26 protein-coding genes and 2 tRNA genes are annotated in these 24,608 nt (G+C 49.5%); 4 read left to right on the top strand and 24 right to left on the bottom strand.

Annotated elements, in window-relative coordinates:
• Window positions 1-45: 45 nt before the first annotated feature.
• The 11 genes from B5E62_RS09865 to B5E62_RS09815 form a co-directional block, all read right to left on the bottom strand.
• Window positions 46-831: a putative hydro-lyase gene (locus B5E62_RS09865; protein WP_087174410.1), complete on the bottom strand. Its 786-nt coding sequence runs from the start codon at window positions 829-831 to the stop codon at window positions 46-48.
• An 11-nt stretch (window positions 832-842) separates the two neighbouring features.
• Window positions 843-1,763 carry a biotin-dependent carboxyltransferase family protein gene (locus tag B5E62_RS09860; RefSeq protein WP_087174409.1) on the bottom strand — a complete coding sequence of 307 codons (921 nt, stop codon included), beginning with the start codon at window positions 1,761-1,763 and terminating at the stop codon, window positions 843-845.
• Window positions 1,754-2,491 carry a 5-oxoprolinase subunit PxpB gene (pxpB, locus tag B5E62_RS09855; protein ID WP_087174408.1) on the bottom strand — a complete coding sequence of 246 codons (738 nt, stop codon included), beginning with the start codon at window positions 2,489-2,491 and terminating at the stop codon, window positions 1,754-1,756. The genes B5E62_RS09860 and pxpB overlap by 10 nt, the downstream gene beginning before the upstream one ends.
• Before the next feature lie 27 nt (window positions 2,492-2,518).
• Window positions 2,519-3,364, bottom strand: coding sequence for an aminotransferase class IV (locus B5E62_RS09850; RefSeq protein WP_087174407.1), 846 nt, complete (start codon window positions 3,362-3,364; stop codon window positions 2,519-2,521).
• Window positions 3,365-3,546: 182 nt separating this feature from the next.
• The gene (locus tag B5E62_RS09845; protein WP_442911355.1) at window positions 3,547-4,896 is read right to left on the bottom strand and encodes a D-serine ammonia-lyase; all 1,350 of its coding nucleotides are present in this window, start codon (window positions 4,894-4,896) and stop codon (window positions 3,547-3,549) included.
• 25 nt (window positions 4,897-4,921) lie between these two features.
• Entirely contained in the window at window positions 4,922-6,007 is a 1,086-nt protein-coding gene (locus tag B5E62_RS09840; protein ID WP_087174405.1) for a tyrosine-type recombinase/integrase, read from the bottom strand.
• Window positions 6,008-6,100: 93 nt separating this feature from the next.
• Entirely contained in the window at window positions 6,101-6,298 is a 198-nt protein-coding gene (locus B5E62_RS09835; protein WP_087174404.1) for an excisionase, read from the bottom strand.
• A gap of 247 nt (window positions 6,299-6,545) precedes the next feature.
• Window positions 6,546-7,913, bottom strand: a complete 1,368-nt coding sequence (locus tag B5E62_RS09830) for a DNA primase family protein (RefSeq protein ID WP_087174403.1) — start codon at window positions 7,911-7,913, stop codon at window positions 6,546-6,548.
• Window positions 7,849-8,472: a CHC2 zinc finger domain-containing protein gene (locus B5E62_RS09825; protein ID WP_087174402.1), complete on the bottom strand. Its 624-nt coding sequence runs from the start codon at window positions 8,470-8,472 to the stop codon at window positions 7,849-7,851. The genes B5E62_RS09830 and B5E62_RS09825 overlap by 65 nt, the downstream gene beginning before the upstream one ends.
• 608 nt (window positions 8,473-9,080) lie before the next feature.
• A complete protein-coding gene (locus B5E62_RS09820) occupies window positions 9,081-11,450 on the bottom strand; it encodes a DUF1565 domain-containing protein (RefSeq protein ID WP_087174401.1) in 2,370 nt (789 codons plus the stop codon).
• Window positions 11,451-12,257: 807 nt separating this feature from the next.
• Window positions 12,258-12,500: a hypothetical protein gene (locus B5E62_RS09815; protein ID WP_143468839.1), complete on the bottom strand. Its 243-nt coding sequence runs from the start codon at window positions 12,498-12,500 to the stop codon at window positions 12,258-12,260.
• A 162-nt stretch (window positions 12,501-12,662) separates the two neighbouring features.
• Between B5E62_RS09815 and B5E62_RS09810 the strand changes: the two genes are divergently transcribed.
• Window positions 12,663-12,881 carry a helix-turn-helix domain-containing protein gene (locus B5E62_RS09810; RefSeq protein ID WP_087174399.1) on the top strand — a complete coding sequence of 73 codons (219 nt, stop codon included), beginning with the start codon at window positions 12,663-12,665 and terminating at the stop codon, window positions 12,879-12,881.
• A 292-nt stretch (window positions 12,882-13,173) separates the two neighbouring features.
• Here the strand turns inward: B5E62_RS09810 and rpsR are convergent, their stop codons facing one another.
• From rpsR to srtB, 5 genes are all read right to left on the bottom strand, one after another.
• Window positions 13,174-13,440: a 30S ribosomal protein S18 gene (gene rpsR / locus B5E62_RS09805; protein WP_033126215.1), complete on the bottom strand. Its 267-nt coding sequence runs from the start codon at window positions 13,438-13,440 to the stop codon at window positions 13,174-13,176.
• Between the two features lie 32 nt (window positions 13,441-13,472).
• Entirely contained in the window at window positions 13,473-13,913 is a 441-nt protein-coding gene (locus B5E62_RS09800) for a single-stranded DNA-binding protein (RefSeq protein ID WP_087174398.1), read from the bottom strand.
• A gap of 19 nt (window positions 13,914-13,932) precedes the next feature.
• Window positions 13,933-14,220: a 30S ribosomal protein S6 gene (rpsF, locus tag B5E62_RS09795; protein ID WP_087174397.1), complete on the bottom strand. Its 288-nt coding sequence runs from the start codon at window positions 14,218-14,220 to the stop codon at window positions 13,933-13,935.
• Between the two features lie 129 nt (window positions 14,221-14,349).
• Window positions 14,350-14,541, bottom strand: coding sequence for a DUF951 domain-containing protein (locus B5E62_RS09790; RefSeq protein WP_087174396.1), 192 nt, complete (start codon window positions 14,539-14,541; stop codon window positions 14,350-14,352).
• A gap of 42 nt (window positions 14,542-14,583) precedes the next feature.
• Window positions 14,584-15,621 (bottom strand): class B sortase, encoded by a 1,038-nt coding sequence (gene srtB / locus B5E62_RS09785; protein ID WP_242957818.1) that lies wholly within the window; start codon window positions 15,619-15,621, stop codon window positions 14,584-14,586.
• 167 nt (window positions 15,622-15,788) lie between these two features.
• Between srtB and B5E62_RS09780 the strand changes: the two genes are divergently transcribed.
• Window positions 15,789-16,184 carry a hypothetical protein gene (locus B5E62_RS09780; protein ID WP_087174395.1) on the top strand — a complete coding sequence of 132 codons (396 nt, stop codon included), beginning with the start codon at window positions 15,789-15,791 and terminating at the stop codon, window positions 16,182-16,184.
• Window positions 16,185-16,214: 30 nt separating this feature from the next.
• Window positions 16,215-16,736 carry a flavodoxin family protein BilS gene (gene bilS / locus B5E62_RS09775; RefSeq protein WP_052084062.1) on the top strand — a complete coding sequence of 174 codons (522 nt, stop codon included), beginning with the start codon at window positions 16,215-16,217 and terminating at the stop codon, window positions 16,734-16,736.
• Window positions 16,737-16,776: 40 nt separating this feature from the next.
• On the opposite strand, the gene B5E62_RS09770 is transcribed toward bilS, so the two are convergent.
• The 5 genes from B5E62_RS09770 to B5E62_RS09750 all read right to left on the bottom strand — a co-directional run bounded on the left by B5E62_RS09770 (window position 16,777) and on the right by B5E62_RS09750 (window position 22,083).
• Complete coding sequence (locus tag B5E62_RS09770; protein ID WP_242957815.1) at window positions 16,777-17,616, bottom strand: carbohydrate ABC transporter permease; 840 nt, start codon at window positions 17,614-17,616, stop codon at window positions 16,777-16,779.
• On the bottom strand, window positions 17,613-18,398 hold the full coding sequence (locus B5E62_RS09765; protein WP_330398092.1) for a sugar ABC transporter permease: 786 nt from the start codon (window positions 18,396-18,398) through the stop codon (window positions 17,613-17,615). The genes B5E62_RS09770 and B5E62_RS09765 overlap by 4 nt, the downstream gene beginning before the upstream one ends.
• A 70-nt stretch (window positions 18,399-18,468) precedes the next feature.
• On the bottom strand, window positions 18,469-19,746 hold the full coding sequence (locus B5E62_RS09760; protein WP_033126208.1) for a sugar ABC transporter substrate-binding protein: 1,278 nt from the start codon (window positions 19,744-19,746) through the stop codon (window positions 18,469-18,471).
• Between the two features lie 130 nt (window positions 19,747-19,876).
• Window positions 19,877-21,223, bottom strand: coding sequence for an MATE family efflux transporter (locus tag B5E62_RS09755; RefSeq protein ID WP_330398091.1), 1,347 nt, complete (start codon window positions 21,221-21,223; stop codon window positions 19,877-19,879).
• Complete coding sequence (locus B5E62_RS09750) at window positions 21,220-22,083, bottom strand: PocR ligand-binding domain-containing protein (protein WP_087174393.1); 864 nt, start codon at window positions 22,081-22,083, stop codon at window positions 21,220-21,222. The genes B5E62_RS09755 and B5E62_RS09750 overlap by 4 nt, the downstream gene beginning before the upstream one ends.
• Window positions 22,084-22,254: 171 nt before the next feature.
• Between B5E62_RS09750 and B5E62_RS09745 the strand changes: the two genes are divergently transcribed.
• Window positions 22,255-23,625: an MATE family efflux transporter gene (locus tag B5E62_RS09745; protein ID WP_162610292.1), complete on the top strand. Its 1,371-nt coding sequence runs from the start codon at window positions 22,255-22,257 to the stop codon at window positions 23,623-23,625.
• A 94-nt stretch (window positions 23,626-23,719) separates the two neighbouring features.
• On the opposite strand, the gene B5E62_RS09740 is transcribed toward B5E62_RS09745, so the two are convergent.
• From B5E62_RS09740 to B5E62_RS09730, 3 genes are all read right to left on the bottom strand, one after another.
• A tRNA-Cys gene (locus B5E62_RS09740) sits at window positions 23,720-23,791 on the bottom strand.
• A gap of 7 nt (window positions 23,792-23,798) precedes the next feature.
• Window positions 23,799-23,870, bottom strand: a tRNA-Glu gene (locus tag B5E62_RS09735).
• A gap of 114 nt (window positions 23,871-23,984) precedes the next feature.
• Window positions 23,985-24,608, bottom strand: a 624-nt coding sequence (locus B5E62_RS09730) for an Rpn family recombination-promoting nuclease/putative transposase (RefSeq protein WP_143468838.1), incomplete at its 5' end; no start/stop codon positions are given.

Here is a 24,608-nt window from a genome sequence, read left to right as displayed (position 1 = left end):
CTTTTTAACAGGCTCGCGCCTTCTGTTCAGTCTGACACTGCTGCACTAGTATTTAAGCTCTGCGTTTTTTACATCTGTGATCAGCATATGCCCGGGTGAGTGGGTGATCACGATCTCCGGCTTCACGTTCATGACCACATTCTGAGGGGTCACGCCGCAGGGCCAGAACACCGGCACCTCCCCTTCCCGGATCGTCACATCGTCGCCGAAATCCGGTTTGTGTATATCGGAAATGCCTATCACCGACGGGTCTCCGATGTGGATGGGCGCTCCGTGGACTCTGGGCATCTCGCCGGTCACAAGGACAGCCCTCACCACCTGGTCGTAGGGCATGGGCCGCATGCTCACCACCATATTTCCCCTGAAAATCCCCGCCGGCGTGCAGGGGATATTGGTCCTGAACATGGGCACGTTCCGGCCCTCCTCGATCTGGCGGACCGGCACCCCCACCTCCAAAAGTCCGGATTCAAAGGAAAAGCTGCAGCCGATGAGGAAGCTGACAAAATCATCCTGCCAGAACTCCTCCACACTGGTGTACTCCCCCGCCAGCTCTCCCTTCCGGTAAATCCTGTATTTTGGTATATCCCTGGCGATGTCCACATCGCTGGCAATGTAGTGGAGCTCCCGGCTCCCCACATCGCTGACCTCCAGCACCGGGCACGACTTCGGGTTCCTCTGCGTGAAAAGCAGGAAATCGTAGGCCAGGTCCTTGGGCAGGACCACCAGGTTTGCCTGGGCATATCCGGCGCACATGCCGGAGGTCTGCCCTGTTATCCGTTCCTCCCGGATGAGCTTTCGCACCTCCCGGGGCGTCATTGTCGTGTAATCCATACTGTATCCCTCTATTTTCTATTATTTTCGTTGATCCTCTGGGCCTCCTCCAGGCTTATCCTCCGGAAGCAGACCGTGTCCCCCGGCTTTCCCTGGACAAGCCTTGGAATGTCAAAGGAGCACACCGTGGCAATCTTGGCGTATCCCCCGGTGGTCTGCCTGTCCGCCAGGAGCACGATGGGCCTCCCGCTGGCCGGGACCTGGACAGCCCCGAAGGCGATGCCGTCGGAGATGATGTCCGTGCCGTCCACACTCTCGATCGCCTCCCCCTCCAGGCGGTATCCCATCCTGTCACTCTGGTCGGAAATCGTATACCGGGCACTGTAGAAGGTCTCTTTCCCTTTTTCTGTAAAATACTCTGCCTGGGGTCCCTCGATGACCCGCACCTCAATGGGGGAAGTGTACACCTCCGCCGGGAAGCTCCTGTCCCGCACCTCCTCGTACCGCTCGGCGGCTTCCTCCCCCCACAGGCCTGTCTCAAACGCGTCTCCTGTCTGCAGGGGACGGCCCTCATAGCCTCCCATGCGGCACTTCATGTTGGTGGAGCGGCTTCCCAGGACTACAGGCACATCCACGCCGCCCGCAAAGGCGATGTAGCTGCGGCAGCCGCTCTTTGCCATATCCAGGGAGAGGGTGTCCCCGGCCCGCAGAAGGACCGGCCGGTTCATCCCGCAGGGGACATTGTTGACCTTTGGCTCCATGTCCGCTCCGGTGACCGCTGCCACCGTGTCTGCGGTCACCTCCATCATGCCCCCGAAGAGAGTGGCCTCCAGAACCGCCTCCCCGCCGGTGTTTCCCACAAGAGCGTTGGCTTCCTCGTAGGCCTTGTGGTCCATGACGCCGGAAGTCTGGATGCCGGAGCTCTGATAACCGTACCGCCCTGCGTCCTGGACCGTGGTCAGGGCGCCGGGTATGATCACTTTCACAGACATGTCTCATCCTCCTCCACTGTCTCCACTTTGTAGGTCCCCTTCACGATCATCCTGCGGATGTCATAGTAGTCGTCAATGGTGATGGGGACAAAGCGGATATACTCTCCCGCTTTGCAGAGGATAGGCTCCTCCCGGTCCGGGTCGTAGAAATCCACAGGCGTGCCGCCCATGAGCCTCCACCCGCCGGGGGAGGCCATGGGGTAAACGCCGGTCTGGCTGCCGCCGATCCCCACGGCTCCGGGCTGTATCTTCACCCGGGGCGTCTTCAGCCTGGGCATCTCGATCCGCTTGTTAAGCCCTCCCAGATAGACAAATCCGGGCAGGAAGCCCATCATGTAAATCTTGTAGTCCACGGAGCTGTGGATGGTGATGATCTCGTCCCGGTCCAGCCCCGTATGCTTCTCCATGTCTGCCAGGTCCAGTCCAAATCTGGCGCCGTAGCAGCAGGGAATCTTCAATATCCGTCTTTTTCGTCCCCCGGCACTCTCTCCCAGCCCGCCGGATCCCAAAAAGGTATCCCTGAGCTTCGGGTAGGAGGTCTGCCAGGGATCATAGTAGACCATCAGCGAACGGAAGGTGGGAACAAGCTCCAGGACCCCCGGCACCTGCTCCCGTTTTATCCTCTCCGCCAGGGCGTGTACCTGGTTGTTGACGCCGGTACTGATCTCGTTTCCGAACTCAACGACCATGGCCCTGTCGCCGGATGGCATGAATTTCATCTCTCCCATGCCTTCTTTGTCTTCTCCCTTTCTTATTTAGTCTTCTTTTGTCGCCTCGTAGAATTCTTCCAGGAGGGCTGCCCGTATCTTCTCCAGGAGCTCTGCGTTCTTTCCTCCCACCGGCTTCCCGTCGATCTCGTCCGCGTGGAGGCAGAGGTTGCTGGAGCTGGTCACAATGACCTCCTCGGCGTTGAACAGGTCGTCCAGCGTGTAGGGCGTCTCGCTCACCGGAATCTCAAGCTGCTTGCATATCTTGATGAGGTGGGCCCTGGCAATGCCCGGAAGGATCAGGTTGTCCGTGGGCGCTGTCACCAGCTTCCCGTCCTTTAAGATATGTACATTGCTGTGGGCGCACTCTGTCACCCGGCCACCGGGTCTGTAGAAGACCGCCTCCTGACATCCGGCCTTTCTCGCCTTTTCCGCCGCCATGCAGGAGGGGATCAGGTTCAGGGTCTTGATATTGCAGTGCAGGAATCGTGTGTCCTCTGTAGTTATCAGCTTGATGGGTTCCCTTCCCTCTGAAATCTCCGCCGGCTTCAGCATGATCCACAGGTTGCCCGGTCCCTCTGTGAACACATGGTTCCTCATGCCTGTCCCCCTTGTCACCTGATAGTAGACGAACAGGTTCCCTGTGTCCATTTTGTCCACCATCTCCTGGAGCAGCGCTTTCAGCTCGCCCTTTGTCACCGGCATTTTGATATCCAGAAGTCCCGCACTGTTGAAAAACCGGTCCACATGCTCGTCAATGGCAAAAATCTTGTAATTTCTCGACGGGCCGGCGTCATACACGCCGTCCCCGAACCAGCACACCCGGTCGTTCATGGGGATCGTCATCTCGTCCAGCTCTCCATATTTTCCGTTGTAGTAGCCTAAAGTTTTCATGATCTCTTCTCCTCTTTCTTTTCTATTTTTCATTCAGGCAGGACACTATAGCAAAAAAGGGCGCAGGAAAGCTGTCTGCGCGACTTCTTTGCCTGCGTCCTTTTTGTAAATCTGACTGTATTGTAGACCTTTCACATTTAGATGTCAAGATGCTGATCGCATTTCGTCTTTCTGCACTAAAATTAATGCAGCACAGTCTCCTTCGCCTTTTCCACGTACGACACCCTCACATCATCCGGCACCAGGGAGCCGCCTGTGGCCCACACGATATGAGCCGCCTGCTCCATTTTGTCTGCCAGCCCATGTTCCCGGATATAACGGGCACACTCCGGGTCCTTCTCCATCTTCACAGCCTCTTCAAAAGCCGCGCAGGAGCTGGGCTCTATGAAGACACCCTCTCTATCCAGGAGCTCTTTCATATACACGAAAAGCCTGTCGTCCTCCACGGTAAATTCACCGGAGAGGAGATGCTCCACCGTCTTTCCCACGAATTTTGACGGTCTTCCCACGGCCAGTCCGTCCGCCTCCGTCCTTCCGGTAAGACCGATATCCTGGACGCAGATCTCGTTGTGGAGTCCTGTGGCCATCCCCAGGAGCATACAGCAGGCCTGCACCGGCTCTGCATAAAACACATGGACCAGGTCGCCGTATACCAGCTTCAGCCCGAAGGTGATGCCTCCCGGGGCCCCGCCTACGCCGCAGGGAATGCTGACAAAGAGGGGATGCTCTTCATCCACCTGTACCCCGGCCTCTTCAAGCTGCCTCTGAAGCCGCAGCGCCGCCACCGCGTAGCCAAGGAACAGGCTGACGGAATTTTCATCGTCCACAAAGTAGCTGGCAGGGTCTCTCATGGCCTCCTCCCGGCCCTTTTTCACCGCCGCTCCGTAGTCCCCGGCATACTCGATGACCTGTACGCCCTTTGAGCGGAGCAGGTCTTTTTTCCACTGCTTCGCATCCTGGGACATGTGGACATACACCCGGAATCCCAGAGCCGCGCTGATGATGCCTATGGACAGACCCAGGTTACCGGTTGAGCCCACATGCACCGCGTACCTGGAAAAGAACTCCCGGAAGGTGTCCTCAGCAAACACCTCGTAGCTCTGCCCCTCCCGGAGCAGTCCCTCTCTAAGAGCAAGCACCTCCGCATGCTTCAGGATCTCATAAATGCCTCCCCGGGCCTTCACTGACCCGGCCACCGCCAGGTCCGAATCCATCTTCAAAAGGAGCCTCCCCTTAAGACCGGCTCCGTGCTTTTCATTCAGCCCGTCCTTCATCTTCTCTGTCTCCCGGATGGGGGACTCGATGAGGCCACCGTCCTTCTCCGTCTCCGGGAAGGCCCGGCGGATAAAGGGCGCAAACCTCTCCAGCCGCGCCTCGGCGTCCCGCACATCCTCCATAGTCAGATCGATCTTTCTCATAGCCTCCTCTGTACTCTCAAGCAGCGGGTTGATCCAGGTCACTTCCTCTGCTTTCCGTAAGCTTCCCACGATGGGGGCCTTCTCTTCCAGTCTATCTGTGTTCATCATTTCCATCCTCCTGACATCATATTTTCTTTCATTATAGATGCCGGAGCCTCTGCGCACAACCGGCTCTGTAAAATTCTATGGACAGTAGTGGTGAAAATGGCTTTAATACAAACGGCTCCCGCTTTTCAAAACCGGCAAGCTCTTCTTCCTGCAGGTTTGCTTTTAAAACAACGGATTTTATTGTTCTGTTCACATCTCCATACCGGACCGGCGCTCCCTGCTGTGTTGTAAATACCATATCATCAAACGGAGGAGTGGTTGCCGACTGTGAACCATAGAGCATACGGTTTCGCAGTTGCCTCTTCCGTACTCTTTTTAAAATCATTTCCGTTTCCGGCAGTAATGGGATACATCTGTCACTTGTAGTTGTCTTTGGAGAAGTAAAAAAGAAATGACATGACTCGTTTTCCTGAACCTTCCCATAATGAAGAGTTCTCTGTATATGTATCATTTTCTTATCGAAATCGATATCACTCCACTTCAGTCCCAGAACTTCCCCAATCCTTGCCCCCATCGAAAGACTTACGCAGAAAATGTCATAATGATAATATTCCCTGGCCACTTCCAGAAACATTTCCTGTTCCCGTTCAGTCAAAAATCTCGGCTCATATGTAACCTTTCTGGGCATGACCACCGCATCGCATGGATTGATCAGCATATATCCATTTCCAACCGCCTTCTTGAACATTTCGTTGAGCAGGGATTTCAGCAATCGGATTGTCCCATACGTAAAGCCTTTCTCATCCAACTCATTGATCAGTCTCTGCACATGATCCGCCCTGATTTCCCGAAGACGCATCATCCCCAAAACGTTCTTCTTACAGGGAGAAAACGTCTGACGGATCCGGAACAGTGTAGTGTCTTTCACCTTTCCTTCTTTATACAGTTTCAGATATTCTTCGAACCATTCTGCCAGTGAAATATTGCCTTCCGATGAAATTATCCCCTGTTCAGATTCATATCTTTCTTTTTCTAATCTGCGGCGCAACGCTTTTAAATCTCTCCCATAAAATGTATGCCGTTTTTTATAGCGGTCCACATAGCGTGCCATGTAATTGCCGTCTGCTCTCTGAGATATGCCTGTTCCTAATTCTTTCCCTTTCAGATCCTTTCCCATAATTATTTACCATCCTTTCCTTTTGAGAAAGAATGGAGTAAAAGCATGACTGCATTATACCATGTATTTACTCCATTTTCTGCTCGTTTTTGTTTATATGCCGGAAATGCTGTCTAAATGTTTTTCCAGCAGTTTGCGATTGGCATACAGTCGATTCCCTTTTCTGACGACATATGGACATTTGGGATGATTCAATTCATCCCGGACAGTGTTCTCGCCCCAGCCCGTATATGTCATCATTTCAGGAACAGTCAACAGTGCTTTTTCGCATATTTTTATCTGTTCTTTCAATCAAACAATCTCCTTTCACATAATCCCCGACAATGAGAAGAATACGTATCTCTCATTTACTGTAATTCCAGGCACTTTGTCAGGCAGTCTTCAGGCAGTTAAAAGCTGCGATTATCCTTAAATTTCTGTCCCTTTAGGCAGTTCAGGCGGTTTATTTTTACTCTTGAGAGAAAAAAATAAATCATAAAATAAAAAGGGATTCATTTTTACCCACCTGAAGTGCCTGAAACGCCTGGATTAATTTCCGTTACTCCGTGCGGATTGCCACGTGGATCCCACGGAAACCACGCACTGTCTTCCCGTTGCTGCCGAAAAGGTTCTTATCATAAGTCAGCCCCAGCGACTGCGCATTTTCATTCAAATACTTTTTGAAAGTATTCTCCGCCCTGGGCTTTTCCAGATTATCCTCGCACCATTTACGATAGGCATAATAAAGTTGTCTGGAACTGGAATAGGTTCCCTCTTCCTTTCTCACGTATCCGGATGAATTCAGAAACGAAATAATATTATTCTCGTTCTCCATCAGATCTTCCAGGTTCTTCTTTGCCCGGTCGCTGATGCTGAATTCAAATCCGTTCCAGATCAGTCTGTGAAGGCCTTCCAGACACCACAGTACGATTCCTTCCGCCTCCCGGATCAGTTTGTCCCCCAGATACCGGTCATCCTTCCGGTCAGCGGGACGCTCTTTTGTCGTCAGGAGTATTTGTCTGCGGTAGAATCCGTAGGACTGGTCGTGAAGTGATTTCAGCGAACCATTACCAAAGCAGATAATGCGTACATACAGAAGACCCTGTACACTCTGTTTGCCTTTCCGTTCCAGATCGATCTTATCTTCCATCGTGACGATACTTTTAATATTGTTTGTGGAAGGCAGGGCTTCTGTCCGCATATCATCATCCATGAACAGAAGTTTCCCTTCCTGATCGGCACGGTTGAACCGGTCATTCTCCAGTTTCTGAATGCTGCCTGTATTCATGTTGTCCCCAAGAATCGCCCGGAGCACCCGTCCGATCCGGCTTTTCCCTTCGCCGCCGTTTCCGATCATCAGGAGCATTTTCTGACCGCGGTTGCTGGGGATCATCACATATCCCATGAATTCCTGAAGTACCGGAATATCCTCTTTTTCCAACAGGTCATCCAGAAAAGCCAGCCATTTCTCCGGCGCCGGAGCGCCCGGATTATATGCGACAGGAAGCCGGTTCATTGTCCATTCTTTTTCTTCTGAAAAATATCCGGCCAGATGATACGTCCCGTTGTGGAAATGAATCCTGTCTTCCCTGATTGGCGGCATTTCACACTGACACATTAATTTCAGTGTGTTCAGGATACGCTCTACGGTTTTTGCAACATTGGTTTTCTGATAAGGCCGGATCTCATCTAAAATTTCTTTTCGGGCGGTTTCATCTTCAATCTCACCGTCCAGATCATAAAGCCTGCCATGAATACATTTCCGTTCCTTCTTCCGGAGCAGATACTCACACAAGGCAATCTCATCGATCCTTTTTCCATCAAACCAGTCCGCAAATTCGGAAGACTCCGCAGTGTACGATTTACCCAGAAGTATTTTCAGAGCTTCCAGCTGTTCCGGCTTCAGACTTTTGAAGTCTTCCTGCATACCCCGCAATCTCCTTTCCGGCGGACAGCAGCAGTTCCACCCGTTCTTCCACCGATGAATGCAGCAGGACATCCATCAGATACTCAACTCTGGTCAACCTGTCCAGAGCTTCGCAGAATCTGGAATCCCATTCTTCATCCGGTCTCTTTGGTGCATAATGTACTTTCCAAAACTGAAGCTGCTCCCGATACTGCCCGAGAATAGAAAAACAGATCTGTTCCAGTTTCCCGTAATTCTGCTCCAGGGACTCTGCTTTCACCTTCTTTTTGTGTTTTCCTCTGTCCAGCGGACGCTGTACCTCATACCGGACTCCGAAATCCTCTGCCAGTTTCTCGGCAGCTTGCCGGACAGATAATCCAAAATATGCAGCTGTAAAATCAATCACATCTCCGTCAACCTGACATCCAAAACAATGAAACCTCTGATCCAGTTTCATACTGGGATGTCTGTCTCTGTGGAACGGACAGCACGCCATCCCTTTTCTCGTCACCTTAAGCCCGTAATGTTCAGCTGCCTGCCTTGCAGTTACAGTGTTCTTGACTGCTTCAAATACGTTCATTTCATATCCCTTCCTTTCATTTATCGACAGTCTCTGAAAGGGAAAAAATATTTTCCCCTTCACTTAACCCAACAGGGAGGGGAAATTTTACAAGGTAAAATCAAATTTTTTTAATTATTTATCCACAATGCAGGAATCAAATACGATCCTTGACGTTGTCACCCAAATATTTTCCCTTCACTTATTAGGGAGGAAAAGAAGCGTTATACAAACGAAAAGAAAAATTTTTTTAATCTATAAACAATTGCAGTAGTAAATTTACGCATATTAAAAGCCGGGCAGCTTTATGCCACCCGGCTCTTACAAGAGATTGCTTTCAATACCGCAAATCGAAGGTTGCTGTGGAGTAGTACAACACTACCATGATCTTACTGAATGGGAACGCAAGGTTAGAGAGAACCGTAGACCAGCTGAAAAAGAACGGTATGTGCCGCCCAAAAAGAAAAGCGCCCGTTACCAGCTTAGACGATTGCAGGCAGAGGATAGAAAACAAAACCAAGGCAAAAAACCCATGACAGAAAACGATAACAACACCGCAGTTTTCCTGCGGTGCATACATAAAAATGCTCCCTGAGGTTTTGTTCCACAGGGAGCTCTGTTATATGGATTTATCTGCTGTATTTTCTCTTACGGCTATAAAGGGAGATGCCGGTCAAGGCAGTACCCGCAGACAGCATAACTACAACCCAAATCACCATATTGCTGTTGTCGCCGGTCGCCGGTGAATTGGTATGATTATCTGCTTTCGTCGGCTTATAATTGGGATCAGTTACCCCGCAGACAGTGCATTTACCGTTTTTATATTTATGTCCTGTAGCCGGAATCACGGTGCTTTCAGAAGTAATTTCATTCTCTCCTTCAGCGTCACTGAAATACTTGCCGCAATTTTTGCAGTACCAGTATTCTTCGTTACCTTCCGCTGTGCAGGTAGGAGCTTTATAATCTACTTTTTGTAAATTGTGTGTAACTGTCGGGAACTGCAAAGTGAAGGTGAACATTTTTCCGTCATCTGACACACCCTGTCCTGTTTTCACAACCGCAGTAACACCATGTATTTGATATTCATCTTTATAGAAGTTTTCTGCAAATTGATCTAAATCCTGCCAATCGTATATGATAAACTGACTGGGATCAAAATCCTCTGCAAAATAATAGCTATCTCTATTTGTACCACTGATATCGGTTCTCATGACAACTGTCAATTCGGGAATATCTCCCGCCTGCCAAGTTTTTCCGTCAATGTCTGAATAACCGCTCCATACGGCGGAAGTAACAGCTGCATAAAATTCATTTGGAACATCGATATAGGTCTTACCGGGTTCTTTATCCACTACATCACCGGAGCACTCTGGAGCGAACGCAACATGAAGCGGGCCGCCTGCTACAAGTTTTTCCGTAACAATCAAGCAGGGATCCCCATAAGTGCTTGTTCTGCACTTTAGGGTGAACTTTCCGTTTTCAGTATCGTTCAGTACGAAATCATCTGCCCATTCAGGACTTTCTTCCGGTACTTCAATCACGAGAGTACCGTTTGCAAGACTGCTTGGAGTAACGGTCACAGGCTGTTTAACCGTACTGGTTTTTGCAATGCTTCCTGTACCGTTCAAAACTAAAGCTGCATTTCCTTTCGCCACAAAATCATTACAGCTAAATTTTCCGGTCAGTGTTGACTCATCCAGTTCCAAAGTGTTGGTTTGTAAATTCTTACTGCCCAAAGAAGAATTTTTCAATGTCACAGAATCTAAATTTGAAACACTAATATTTCCGCCGGAAACATTTTGGAATATCAAACTGCCGGTTCCCGTTGAATTTGGATATTTGGTGAATAAATCACTACGGTTGCCAAAATCGATGTTATCAAAAGTGACTGTAACGCCATCTCCAATGTATGTTTCTTTCCATGTGGTCAGCGTACTTTTTTCTGTACCCGAGCCTTTAATTGTAATATTTTCTAAGAACGAATAGACATATTCACCATCTGTTGTTGCGTCATAATCTCCGATCAAATAGATTGTGCCGCCTGCATCAATATTGTCAATCGCTTTATAGAGTGTTTTCAAAGGCTGATCTTCTGTACCAGCATTGTTGTCATTTCCGTTTATCATATCAACATATAAAGTTGTATTAGTGACGGTTCGGACGGTGCCGGACCATTGTGAAATTGATGTTTTTATATTTGAATTTGAATCCAGCATAACATACGGACTGCCAGATTTAATAGAAGCAGTCACAGTGATTTTTTTGCCACTCATATTTAGAGGTATCTGGCAAGTAGATTCACTGGAGAGCGTAGAAGAATTTCCTTTCCACTGAAACTTAAAAACTTCGTCAAGATTAATTCCGTCGACCAAATTATCAATTGTAGCAGTAATCGCATTACCCGGAATTAAATCTGCTTCGTTCATAGTAAAAGTTGCATTTTTTGATGTGTCTTTGATGATATTGATCTTGTAGTTTGTACTGGAAGCGTTAAACATTTCGCTGGGAATCGCTCCATAATCAATACAAACTGTTTTATTACATGTTTCTGTACTGCATATACCGGTTCCCGTTGTTTTAGCATGCCAGTATATAGAACCACCATTATCGGTTTGCTTTGTCATCAAAATGGTACCATTATTTTCAACAGTTCCATACACATGTGCCGGCCATGAAACACTGGTTGCTATAACTTTCAATGTAGCACCATCTGAGATAATAAGGTTACCAGTTTGAAAATCACTTGCACTGCTCACTGTCAACGTGTAACCGGAATCTATCACGATTGTTTTATCCGTATTTAAGTCGCCGGTATAAACGGTCATGTTGCCTGCAATATGAATTTCTGTGATATTCGAATCCGCCAGAGCTGCTGAAAGCTCATTTTTTTTCGTAATCGTTGTTGAGCCAGCAGCAAATACTGTTGTCGGCAATAACATAACAATCAGCATTAACGATAATAATGCCGCAAATGCTTTACTAAATGATTTAGATTTCATGTTTTTTCCTCCTTCATTCGTTTCCTTTTGCAAACAGCTTTAATCAGGTATCAAAGCAGATTGCAGATTATGTGCCTTTTCAGCATATCTCTTTTATTCACCATAGACCACCTTCCATTCGACAGAATGATTTGACAGAAAATTAGTACAAAAAAATTTGCGTCATCCGCCTGCCAATACGCCTTAAAAAATGTACAAGTTTGTTCTTGACAAGAGGCATATCATTATGCCGATCTGGCATTGTCTCCTTTCTCGTTTTCATTGTCAAGCCCCCACTTTACATACGTATCATATCAAAAAAGACGGCTGATTTTCAACTGTTTTGGAGGACTTTATTAAATCACTCTGATTTTCGATCTATTCTGATCCTTAGATACATTTTTTATTTTTCTCTAGTAGCCCCTATATTCTTTTTGCTCCTAGTTGCTACAGATAAACGAGTTTAAATTTCCAGAGCAAGATCCACCCGGTAATACAAAACAGAATTTCTGTCTTTTGTATGCTCCGTGGTCGGCATCTTATTGGGGATTACGATTTCCCCAAACCCTCGTTGATCAGCCATGTATGCAGCTGATGGCCTTCGCAGTAATTTGCCTGAGTAACTATTCAGAAATGACACCGAAACATTACCAAATCATAAATTCGAACATCAAACAGGATAATCCTAAGCTGATTATACCCGCCGTCAAAAAAGCTCATGTAAACCTATGAAAATTGTAAAAAAAGATACCGAAACACGACCCAAATTCCTGCTCTGTCCGCAAAACTGAAAAACCTATGAATGCGAGGAAGACTAATACGACATTCCTATTTATTTTTTCTTTCCTCATATCTTTTTATCTTCCGTAACAGTCCTCTATAGATCGGATCCCTCAGTAATTTTATTTTATTGCGATCTATCGGATAACCGGACAGGAAATCAGGGTTTTCCGCAAAGAACTTTACCTGTTCCTCATCCGTCAGGTGTATTGTATATTCCTCATAGAAATCCATATCGTCACCCAGTATAAATTTTTCAAATCGCTCCCATTGATCTTTTGTCCATTTCATATTTCCAAAATACATATTATTCCTGTTTACTTTATTATATTGTTTCGTCTGATTAGCTGATTAATAATCTATCTACATCATTCTCTTATAAATTATAGTCTCTTTAATGACTATAGTCAACAAAACAACCACATACTATCCTTTAGATGTAGGAGGTATGACATGATTGATTATAGTCCATTCTGGGAAACATTAAAGAAATCGAACGAATCAACATATACACTGATTAACAAGCACCATATCTCCAGTTCTACGATAGATAAACTGCGAAAGAATAAACCATTAAATACTACAACGCTGAATGATCTCTGCCGTATCCTGAACTGCGACATTCAGGATATTTGCAAATACATTCCAAGCGACACAGATCAGTCATTATAAAATTGAATCCTTAAATCAAAAATGCCCTGACAGATTTCTTCTTTTACAGATTCGCCAGGGTATTTCTGTTATTAAAAATATAGTGATCATCTTATTCTGCTTTACTCCATTCTTCCCTTCTGTTTTTACACCATGCTTATTCCATACACCAAATTTTACACCATTTTCCTAAGAAATCCTAAGAACTGTTAAGAAAATACAAGACTTCCCGGATACAGAAAAAAGCCCTTAAACACCGGATCTCCGGTATTTAAAGGCTTTTCTTTCATTCACTCATACTTGACTAATTAAATTAGTCCTGAACATACGGCATTAAAGCGATATGTCTTGCTCTCTTGATAGCTACTGTCAGAGCTCTCTGATGTTTTGCACAGTTTCCTGTAATTCTTCTGGGAAGGATCTTTCCTCTCTCAGAGATATATTTTCTTAACTTTGCTACATCCTTGTAATCGATCTCGTTGTTCTCTTTTCCACAGAACACGCAAACTTTTTTTCTTCTGCGTCCGCCGCCTCTTCTCTTGAAGCCGCCTTCAGGACGATTTCCTTTCTCGAAAGCCATGATGGTCTCTCCTTTCTATACACAATATGCCCTTAGTTAAACGGTAATTCTTCGTCTATTCCATCCGGAATATTCATGAAGCCGTCACCGGCCGGTGCGGCTGGTGCCGGTTGGGGAGCTGACTGGAAACCGCCTGCATGTGCATCGCTTGCAGCTTTGCTCTCGGCAAATTCCTGTTCTTCCACTACAACCTCTGTTGTGTATACCTTCACGCCGTCCCTGTTGGTGTAGCTGCCCGTCTGGATACGCCCGCAGACAACGATCTTGATCCCCTGTCTGTAGTATCTCTCCGCATGCTCAGCCTGCTTTCCGAAGGCAACGCAGGAAATGAAATCCGCGCTCTGCTCTCCGTCACGCTTGAACCGGCGGTCTACAGCCAGTGTAAATCTGGCGATGGCCAACGGGTTCTCTCCCTGTGAGTATCTCACTTCCGGGTCTCTCGTCAAACGTCCCATCAAAATTACTTTATTCATTCTTCTACCTCTCTGTATACTATGCCTCTTGTTTTACGCATAAATATCTGAGTACGTTGTCCATGATGCGGATCCTCTGCTCGATCTCGCCTGGAACTGTAGCATCAGCTTCGAAGTGGACGAAATAGTAATAAGCTTCTTTCATCTTCTGAATTTCGTAAGCGAGTCTTCTCTTACCCCATTCATCAACGTCTGTCACATTGCCGCCGAAACGAGTGATCATCTCTTTCACCTTCTCGATGACCTGTGCTCTCTCTTCGTCTTCGATCTTTGCATTGACTACAACAGCTAACTCATACTTATTCATGTAGTTTGCACCTCCTTCTGGTCTTTTGGCCCCTGGCCTTCGCCGGGAGCAAGGATACCCTTCCGGACGATCTCCGGTCGGATACTGATATATCACGAGTTAATATGATAGCATATGAGCATGCTTATTTCAAGCTTTTTTCCTCAAATCTTTTGTGTTTTTCTCCACAAGCTTTCTCGCGATCATGATCTGGTGCCCGCACCCGAGACACTTCAGGCGGAAGTCCGCTCCTACCCGGAGGATCTCCCACTCAAAGCTCCCGCAGGGATGCTTTTTCTTCATCCTGACAATATCTCCCACTTCGTATGTGTACGGTGTCATCTTCCTTCCCCCCTCTCTCCTGTCTCATCCGACTTTCCCACACTAATCGATCTGCTCCTCGCTTTCCTTCACTCCCACAACGACCATCCTGTGTTCGTCGCTGGCTCTGGTGCAGGTGGACAGTGTCACCACCGTGTCCTGGGTAGTCACCTCCACGCCCGTGTCGTAGGCGGAGGCCTCCTTCGTATAGTCCAGGAATGCCTGGTAGGCAGCGTCATCGGCAAAGTCTGTCAGATACGTGTCCGATGTCTCCGTCACCTGCCCTGCCGCATAGATATGGTAGGTGATCTCCCTCCCGTCCGGCGTATAGATATAGAAGTAGGGATTGGACTCCCAGAAGGACTTCTCCTCATATTTGGCCAGATCGTGGAACATGGAGCTGTCGTTCATGCGGTGGCCGTATACGATGGTATTCCTGTCATTAAAATCCGGGTTATTGTACGTGTTGACAAAAATAGCCCCCACCGTGTTGTCACTGGCAGAAAACGTCTTGTTCAGATAGGTGCTGTTGTCCGTAGTCTGGACCAGGGGATAATTGATCTGGGCAGGTTCCGGGTCAAAGCGGATCCACCCCACCGTGTCCGGATTGATCCCCAGCAGCGCGTCAAAATCCACTTTAAAACGGGGCTCCCCTTCCGCTGTCTCCTCCTCCGTGACAGCCAGCTCCTTCACCTCGTCGTACTCCTTGCGCCCCTCATAGTAGCCCGAGAGGATGCGGAAGAGCTGGAAGGCGGACACGCAGAAGACAATGATGGCCACCACCAGGATGATGTTGCTGACCAGGCGGCCCTTCCGTCCATTCTTTTTCTCGCTCTTTCCGGGAGTTTTCCCTTTCTTTTTCCCGGCGGCCGCCTTGCCTCCGGAACCAGCTCTTCTCTTCCCTTTAGCCTTCACCTGGTCCGGTGTTCGCAGATCCTCATCTTCCTCCAGATCGATCCAATCGTTCTCCCAATCTTCTTCCGGCCGTTTCTCCACCTGACGCGCAGCCCTTTCCCGGCTGCTGTCCCGGCTGCTGCCGCGGCTCCCGGCCGGGCTGGAAGAGCGCCTTCTCCCTCTATGATAATGCTTCTTTTCGCTCAATGTCTTAACTCCTTTTCTCCATAAACACACGTCTTATTGCACGATGCCTGTTCTTTCCCAGTATACCACATCAAAAGATGCGCTTCTATTATTTTATATATTTTTAATTTCCAGTTTATTGACTTTGCCGGCATCGGGAGTATGATTGCAGATAGGAGGATGAGAAAATGAAAGAAAAACTGATACGATTTATGGCCGGGCGCTACGGCTTTGACTCTTTTGGAAAGGCGACCCTGATCGTTGCTCTTATCGTGATGATCCTGTCCGGTTTATTCGAGAGCGCCATCCTGTCGCTCCTTTCCTGGGCTCTGATCATCTACACATACTTCCGGCTGTTTTCCAGGAACATTTACAGGCGCTCTGCCGAGAACCAGGCCTACCTGGCAAAGACACGCCGGATCCGCACCTGGTTCGCCACCCAGAAAAACCTGATGGCACAGCGCAAGACCCACCACATCTACAAATGTCCCACCTGCCGGCAGAAGATCCGGGTTCCGAAAGGCAAGGGCAAGATCGAGATCCGCTGTCCCAAATGCCAGACCCGGTTCATCAAGAAGAGCTGATAAAGATATCATGAAAGAAGGTACGTGCATATGTTGGATTATTTAGTTTTATACAACAGCCAGTCCGGAAACACAAAGAGCGTAGCTGCCGCCATCTTCTCCGCCCTGCCGGAGGGCTCCAGAGATCTGATCGACATAGACAGCGGCAAGCCCATCCCCGAGGCTTCCACTTATTTTATCGGCTTCTGCGTTCACAGAGGCTCCTGCTGCATAGAGGTGAGCGATCTGCTCAGCTCCCTGGAGAATAAGAACATTGCCCTCTTCGGCACCTGCGGCATGGGAAGATCCGCGGAATACTACAGCCTTATTGAGAAAAATGTCAGCGCATGGATCAACAGCAGCTGCCGCTACCTGGGCTGTTACATCTGCCAGGGAAAGATGCCCATGCAGGTCCGCCAGAAATACGAGAACATGCGCACCAGCGAAAACGCCCCGCAGGTAGACGGGTTTATCCGAAACTTTGACTGCGCCATGACTCACCCGGACCGGGAGGATCTGAAAAAGGCACAGGAATTCGCATTATCCTGCATTTCCCATGCCTCCTGTGTTTAAACAGATCTGCTGATTCATTTTATCAATCTAGCATGATCTTTTACCCCTTGATAGATCCCCCTGTCATTCCTCTAACGAGAAGTTTCCGGAAGACAAGCGCTGCAATGGCCGGCGGCAGAATGATCAGCATCCCCGCAGCAGCAGTAATTCCGTAAAGCACTGTGTCTTTTGTCATAAACTCCGAGGCCACAATGGCCGCCGGCTTTGTGTCAATATTCGACGCCAGGATCAGGGGAATCTGAAACTGACTCCAGGCGCTCAGGAACATAATGAGCATACTGGCACATATGATAGGATAGGACACCGGAAGTATAATCCGGAAAAATGTCCTTAGCCGTCCGCAGCCGTCCACAAGGGCGGCTTCTTCTAATTCCCTGGGTATCGTCGAAAAGTAATTGCTCATCAGCCAGATGCTCATAGGCAGAAAGGAGCTGGCATATACCATGCTCAGCCAAAAAGTGCTGTTGAGCAGTTCCATAGCCGAGAACATCCTGTATAGAGGAATGATAGTCGCAAACACCGGAATGACCATAGTAATCAAGATCGCGTTCTTGATGATCTTCTTCCCCCTGAACTCCATCCTGCTCAAAGTGTAGGCTGTGACTGCAGCCACAGGAATCCCGATGACAAGTGTACACGCCACTGCCTTCAGAGAGTTCTCAAGCCCTCGGAAAAGCCGGATATGCTGCTGACTGATAGAATCAAACAGCGTAAGATAGTTATCCCAGGTAATCTCGCTGGGGAACATGTTCATAGTGTTTTTAAACATCTCATACTCCGGTGTGACAGAAATCGAGAAGGCCCACACAAAAGGTCCCACTGTCAAAACAAGAAAGATAACCACCGCCACCCTGTAGAGAGGAGAAACTTTTTTCTTCAAAATTCCACCTCCCTGTTCAGACTTCTAAGATAAAAGAACCCAAGCACGGCCGCCATCAGCATAATCAGATAAGTAAGAGCGCTCCCCTTTCCAAAATCCAGAAAGGAGAAGGTCGTGAGATAACTCTCGATCAGAAGATTTTTCCCCAGATCTTTGTACCCTGCAAGGGCTACGATCTCGTCAAAAATATTGATGGCCGTGATCGATGCAGATGTAATGCCAATACCGATAAAAGGCATCATGAGCGGTGCCGTTATATATCGGAAGACAGTCACCCTGCCGCCGCCGTCTATCTTTGCTGCCTCATAGAGTTCTTCCGGGATAGCGTGCAGCCCCGAGAGGCAGACGATTGCACAGAACGGAATACTCCTCCACGCCACCACGATAGCCACGATCAGAAGAAGCAGCCACCGGTCTGTCAGCCACATAATGGGCTCTTCTATAAAATGCAGCCTGATAAGGAGCTTGTTCATAAAACCATATCCTGGATGAAAAATAAAACGCCATATGATCCCATTTACAATGGGCGGGAGCGCCCAGGGAAGGACGGCCAGCGCCATCAAAAGCCCCGATATCTTTGTATCCACATTGAGCAGAAGAGCCACACCAAACCCCAGGACTGTAGTCAGGATAACAACTACGCCAAGGAGGAACAGAGTATTTTGCAAGCTATACATAAAAGAGTCTGAAGTAAGGACATCCACATAGTTGGACAGGCCCACAAAGTCTGTGTCCTCCGGGCTGGTCAGCTTCATCTCCTTTAAGCTATATGAAAATGTCATGATCGTCGGATAAAACACCAACACGCCCATTATAAGAATAATGGGCGCCAGTAATGCATAAGGTAATATCTTACTTCTTTTCAATTAATTCATTCACTTTCGCATTCATCGCATCAAATGCCTCCTGGGGAGTCTGCTCTCCGAGAACCATCTGATTAATGTTATTGTACATAGTGTTGCTCATCTCAGAATAGTAGGAAGGAACGCCATTGGGAAAAACAGACTTGATCAGGTCTGCCTCGTCCAGCATGGCCCCTGCATTTTCAAATGTGCCATCTTCTACCATTTCTGCCAAGACTGAGTTTCTTGTCGGAATGGAACTGTTGACTGCGTACATTCTCTTCTGGACATCTGCTGAGCTGTACCATTTAACGAACTCCTGGGCTGCTTCTTTGTTTTCTGAGAAGGAAGTAATTCCAACTGCTTCCGGAAGAGCCATTGTCTGCGGAGATGTTCCGTCTGTTCCCGGAAGAAGGATAGGAACAATGTTTCCGATCTCTGAGCACTGCTCAGGATCATTGCTGATACCCACAAACTTGGTAGGACCTACCATAAAGCTGGCCTCGCCCGATGTGATCTTGCGGTAGCAATCCATGCCATTGAAAGAAATAGATGCTGGATCCACAAATCCATCCTGCACAAGCTGGTTCTCAAATGTCAGAGCATCCATGACCGCTTCTTCATTCAGTGTATCGTCATCATTGAACACCTGGCCACTTCTTGAGAAGGCCATCCACATCATAGAAGTGGTGGCAGACTCATCCGCGTTCATCGGCATTGTGTAGGGATACTCTACGATCCCTGCTTCTTTGATCTTTTTCAGAGCATCATATACCTCATCCCAAGTCTCAGGAACTTCTGTAATTCCAGCCTGCTCAAAATGCTCTTTATTATAGTAGGCGATCCGGTAATCATTTGCATAAGGCACAGCAAGTATCTCACCATCAATGGTAAAGGTCTCAAGCGTAGGCATGTCCTCCTTGTCCTCATCTGTCATCTCGATAGGCTCCAGCCATCCCGCGCTGTTCATCTCTCCTACCCATGACCAGTCTACCTCGATCACGTCAGCTGCTGCCTCTCCGCCGCTGGCCGCAATAGACACCTTATCCCGGATATCATCCCAGCTCACCTCATTAAAAATGACAGAGATACCTGTCTCCTCCGTGAATTCTGCCAGCAGCTCATCTCCCGGGTTTGCCCAGTCAGGCGCCATAAAAGTGATTTCCTTACTTTCACCGGAAGAAGAGCTTTTCTCTCCGCTTTCACCGCTGCTGTCCGAGCCGCATCCTGCTGTCAGTGTCGCTGCCATAGCTGCACAGAGCAGCATGCTCACCAGTTTCTTTTTCATAATTGTATACCTCCTACCATACCTTTTTCTCTGGTATCAAAGAAAGTATAGCAAGCAGGGAATTGGGCGTCTAATCGTTTTTTCACATGTATGATCCCACTTATCGTTTTCATCAATATGTCCTGCGGGTTTACTCTCTCGTAAGCTTCCGTATCCAGTTCCCGTAGTGGGACTCCAGAAAGGCAGGCACGCATTTAAATATCTGGTCTGCGTTGAGGCAGCACACCACCACCGCCGGAGAAGCCTTCACCACAAAAGCCATAGCAAAGGACAGGGGGATGACGATCATCCAGATGCTGACCAGGTCCATCTTCACTACGAACATGGCATTGCCGCCGCCACGGATGATGCCGTTGTTGGTGGGCATCTGGTAGGACATACCCACACAGACCACGCTCAGGATGATGAGGAACGTATTCATCATCTCCATCGCCTCCGGGGACAGGTCATAGAGCGTCATAACGGGGATGCGGATCAGAAAGAGGAGCAGACCGGACACAAGGCCGATCACCACGAACATCCTCTGCATGATGGAGGAGTAATGCTTCACAAGAGGGATGTTGCCCGTCCCGATAGTCTTTCCCACAATGACCGACGCGGTGGAGGAAGCCCCCACAGACATGGATTTCACCAGCAGGAACAGGGTGGACGCCGCACTGTTTGCCGCAATGGCGGCAGCGCTCATGTGCCCCAATATGACTGTCTGCAGAGCTGTGTTGAGCCCCCACAGTCCCTGCACCACCAGCATGGGCAGGCACACCCGGAAATAGTCCCCCGCCATCAGGCGGTCCGCCCGGAAATAATCTTTCAGCTGCAAATGCAGCTTTTTTTCTTTTTTCGCTATATAGACAAGGAGCACAGCGCACTCCGCGATCCTGGCCGCCAGCGTCCCTATGGCCGCTCCTTTTGCCCCCAGCTCGGGCGCTCCGAATCTCCCGTAGATCAGCACATAGTTGATACAGCAGTTGACGCAGAACGCCATGACCGACAGCCAGAAGGCGATCTTTACCGTCTCCACGCTCCGCAGTGTGGCCAGCAGGATGATAGTCACCGCGAAGAAGACGTAGGTGTATTTTACGATCCCAAGATAGGCTGTCCCCTCCCGTATGATGGACTCTTCCGTGGTAAAGAGCCCCACCGCTCTCTGCGGAAAGAGGCTGACCGCCGCAAAAAGAACGACTGCTATAAACAGTCCCGCCCGCATGGCCACCGAGGAGATCTTCCGCATGGGCTCTGTCTGCCGTTTTCCCCAGTACTGGCTGCAGAAGATTACAAGCCCGTCCCCCAGAGCCAGAAGGAGCTGCTGATAGACAAACTGGATCTGGTTCACAGCCGCCACGCCGGAGAGGGCGGCCTCACTGTACCCTCCCAGCATCACATTGTCCGCCAGATTGACACTGATGGTCACCACATTCTGGAGCACCAGCATGATGTAAATAGAAAAGAAATTTTTATAAAATGCTTTCTCCGGCCTCACTGTTCCCTTCTCTCCCTGTCTTTAGCCTTTCTGTATTCCCCCGGCGTACAGCCTATATATTTTTTAAACTGGCGGGAAAAATAGTTCTGGCTGGAAAATCCGGTCTCCATGGCAATGGAGTAGATGGACTCCCCTGATCCCCGGAGCATCCTGCAGGCGTTCTCCATCCTTACATCCATCAGATAGCGGCACACGGATGTCCCCGTGTATTCCCGGAACAGCTGGTTCAGCCTTGTCTTGCTGTACCCGGACCAGCGGCACAGGCTATCCAGCGTGATATCCTCCCTGTAGTGCTCGTCCAGGTACCTGACGATCTCCCTGGCTGTTCCTGTAGCGTTCACCGGGAACTGATGGTGGTTGGCTATATAGTCGGCACAGACCCGGCACATGGTGACAAAGGTCTCTCTCTCTTCCAGATCAATGCGCACCAGCCCGTCCACAGCCTTTCGGATCTCCTCCTCGCTTCCCAGCCTCAGTCTTCTTGCTTCCCGCACAGCCTCCTCCTCTGCCCCCTCTCTTTTTTCCAGCATCTGCCCTGTCATCATGTACCCCGCCAGCCGGCCGTAATGATAGAGGGGGAACACAGCCTCATAGAGTCCCATATGGCATTGATAAATATGCATCCTGTGCTCTCTGCGCACTATGTCAAACGCCTCTCTGTTATCCTTTGAGCAGCGCCCGGCGCCCTCCGGGCTCCTGCACACAAGATGGCAGAAGGCGGCCCCGTCGTCCGGGTACCTGGCAATGGAGCGCCCCTCCAGATTGTACACATCAATGAGGATTCCCGACATGGCATACAACTGCCGCAAAATATCTTCCAGCGAAATTTCATCCGTCACAGGCTCGTCCCCCTTTTTCATTTCCCATTCCTCCAGATAGCAATTTCTGACATGTGTGTCCGATCATGCTAATCATGACCATATTATACATTGTTTTTACCCGGTATGCTATATTAATATATTCCTGCGGAAATCAGCCGGACTACACAGTCATAAAACATTCAGAAAGGACAGGATTTCGTTATGAACTTTATGCAGGATATGACAAAAGGCTCACCTTTAAAGCTGCTTTTGACCTTCTCTCTCCCACTGCTGATAGGGAGCATGTTCCAACAGTTTTACACTATGGCAGACTCTGTGATCGTGGGAAAGTTTGTCGGTGCGGACGCGCTGGCTGCCATTGGCGCCTGCTCATCCGTTATCTATCTGCTTTTTTCCCTGTTCCTCGGACTCTCAGCCGGGATAGGGATTGTCATATCCCAGTATTTCGGCGCCGGAGACGGCAGCAGCGTGCGCAGGGGCATTGCCTGTTCCGTGTACATCCTGCTCTCTGCGTCCATCCTCCTGACAGTGATCGGTCTCACCCTTGCCAGGCCAATCCTCACCTTCCTTGGCACGCCTGAGGACATCCTGCAGGAGGCTGCCGCCTATTTTCAGATCACAAGCGCAGGCCTTATAGCCGTAGCTTTTTATAATGGCATATCCTCCATCCTGAGAGCTCTCGGGGACAGCCGGACCCCACTGATCTTTCTGTCAATGGCAGCGCTCTTAAACGTCGGCCTGGACCTGCTTTTTGTCACAGTGCTCCACATGAGCGTGTCAGGCGCGGCCCTGGCCACCTCCATCGCCCAGTTTACATCCGCCTGCTCATGCCTTATTTTTTCCCTGCGGACCAATCCCTACTTCCGGATCAGAAGAGCGGAGTTCCGTCCGGACATGGAGATCATGAAACAGATGGTGCACATCGGCATGCCCCTGGCCCTGCAGAACGCCATGATCGCATTCTCCTGCGTGGTCCTCCAGAGTGTCATCAACTCCTTCGGCACTGTCATCGTGGCAGCTTTCACCGCCACCAACCGCATCGAAAACCTGGTGGGACAGATCTACATTGCGCTGAACACAGCTCTGTCCAACTATACAGCCCAAAATCTGGGTGCCAGGGATACGGACCGGGTACGCCGGGGCACGCGGTGCTGCCTCTGGATCACAGCCGGTTTCACCCTGCTCATGCTCCTTGTCATGTACGCCTGCGGTTCCATGTTCATGGGCTGGTTCGTGTCGGATCCCCAGGTGATCCGGATCGGCGCGCACGCCCTCAGGCTGATCAGCCTCTTCTTTATCTTCTGGGGTTTTCTCTACGTCTTCCGGGGCATCCTCAACGGAGCCGGAAACGCCGCATTCGCCTTCGGCAGCGGTGTCCTGGAGGTAGTCGGGAGAGTAGGCTGTGCCTTCCTCCTGACAGGCCTTCCCTTTATCGGGCACTGGGGCATCTGGATGGCGGAGGGAGTGACATGGATCCTTGTATCCTCGGCCGGTGTCCTCTGCTATCTCAGAGGCAGCTGGACGCAGCGTGAGCTGATTGGCCGGAAACCCGGCAGACAGGAAAAGAGCAGCCCCGCTTAGGACTATCCCAGGGCTGCCAGGTGTTCAAATGGACAGAGATAAAAAAGAAAGAGAAATGCCGGTTTTCAGCATTTCTCTTCTTTTTATTTATAAGAGGCGCAGACCGGATTTGAACCGGTGGATCGAGGTGTTGCAGACCTGTGCCTTACCACTTGGCTACTGCGCCTGATACATGACTCCGACGGGAATCGAACCCGTGTTACCGCCGTGAAAGGGCGATGTCTTAACCTCTTGACCACGGAGCCTGAAATGATATCTCCCGGACAGCTCCCGCAAGCTGACCGAGGGATATCGTATCACACTCCGCAGTAAATTGCAAGGTGTTTTTCTGTTTCAATCCTGGATTTCCTCACACATCCTCATCTCAGGCAATCCTGCATGTTTCGTGCCTTTTCCACTTCCTCCCCCGTGGCCCCGGTGAGGCGCGTGATCTCTTCCGGGCTGGTGCCGCCCTCCAGCATCCGCCGGACTATGGACAGCCGGCCCTGCTCTATGCCCTGCTCTATGCCCTGCTCCATGCCCTGCTCTATGCCCTGCTCCATGCCCTGTTCTCTTCCTTCCTGCAGGCCCTTTTCTCTTCCCTCCTGCAACCCCTTCTCTCTTCCTTCCTGCAGGCCTTTCTCCAGTCCGGTCTCCCAGGCGCTGTTCATAATAGCATCGTGGTCCCTGATGGCCTTCTGCCGGGCCTCGTACTCCAGCCTGGCCCTCTCGTCCGCGCTCATCCTCTCCAGCTCCCTGTAGGCCTCCTCAATATATTCGCTTGTACCTGCCATATCCTCCAACTCCTTCCTGCTCTTCCCTGCCAGGAAACGCATCCAGCGGACGACCTCGTCATCCTCCCGCAGGTCCCCAGGCAGCTTCTTAAGCTCCAGGATCTGCATCTCCAGAAGGTCTGTGTACTTTTTCCCCGTCTGCTCATCACACAGGCGGATGGTCCGGTGGCATTTCTCATCATCCGCAAAGCGGATAAAATCCAGTATGCT

The organism is Lachnoclostridium sp. An118 (genome assembly GCF_002160985.1).
Lineage (GTDB): Bacteria > Bacillota > Clostridia > Lachnospirales > Lachnospiraceae > Claveliimonas > Claveliimonas stercoravium.
The sequence above is the reverse complement of the archived record's forward strand: the minus strand, read 5'-3'. Positions and strand labels throughout refer to the sequence as shown.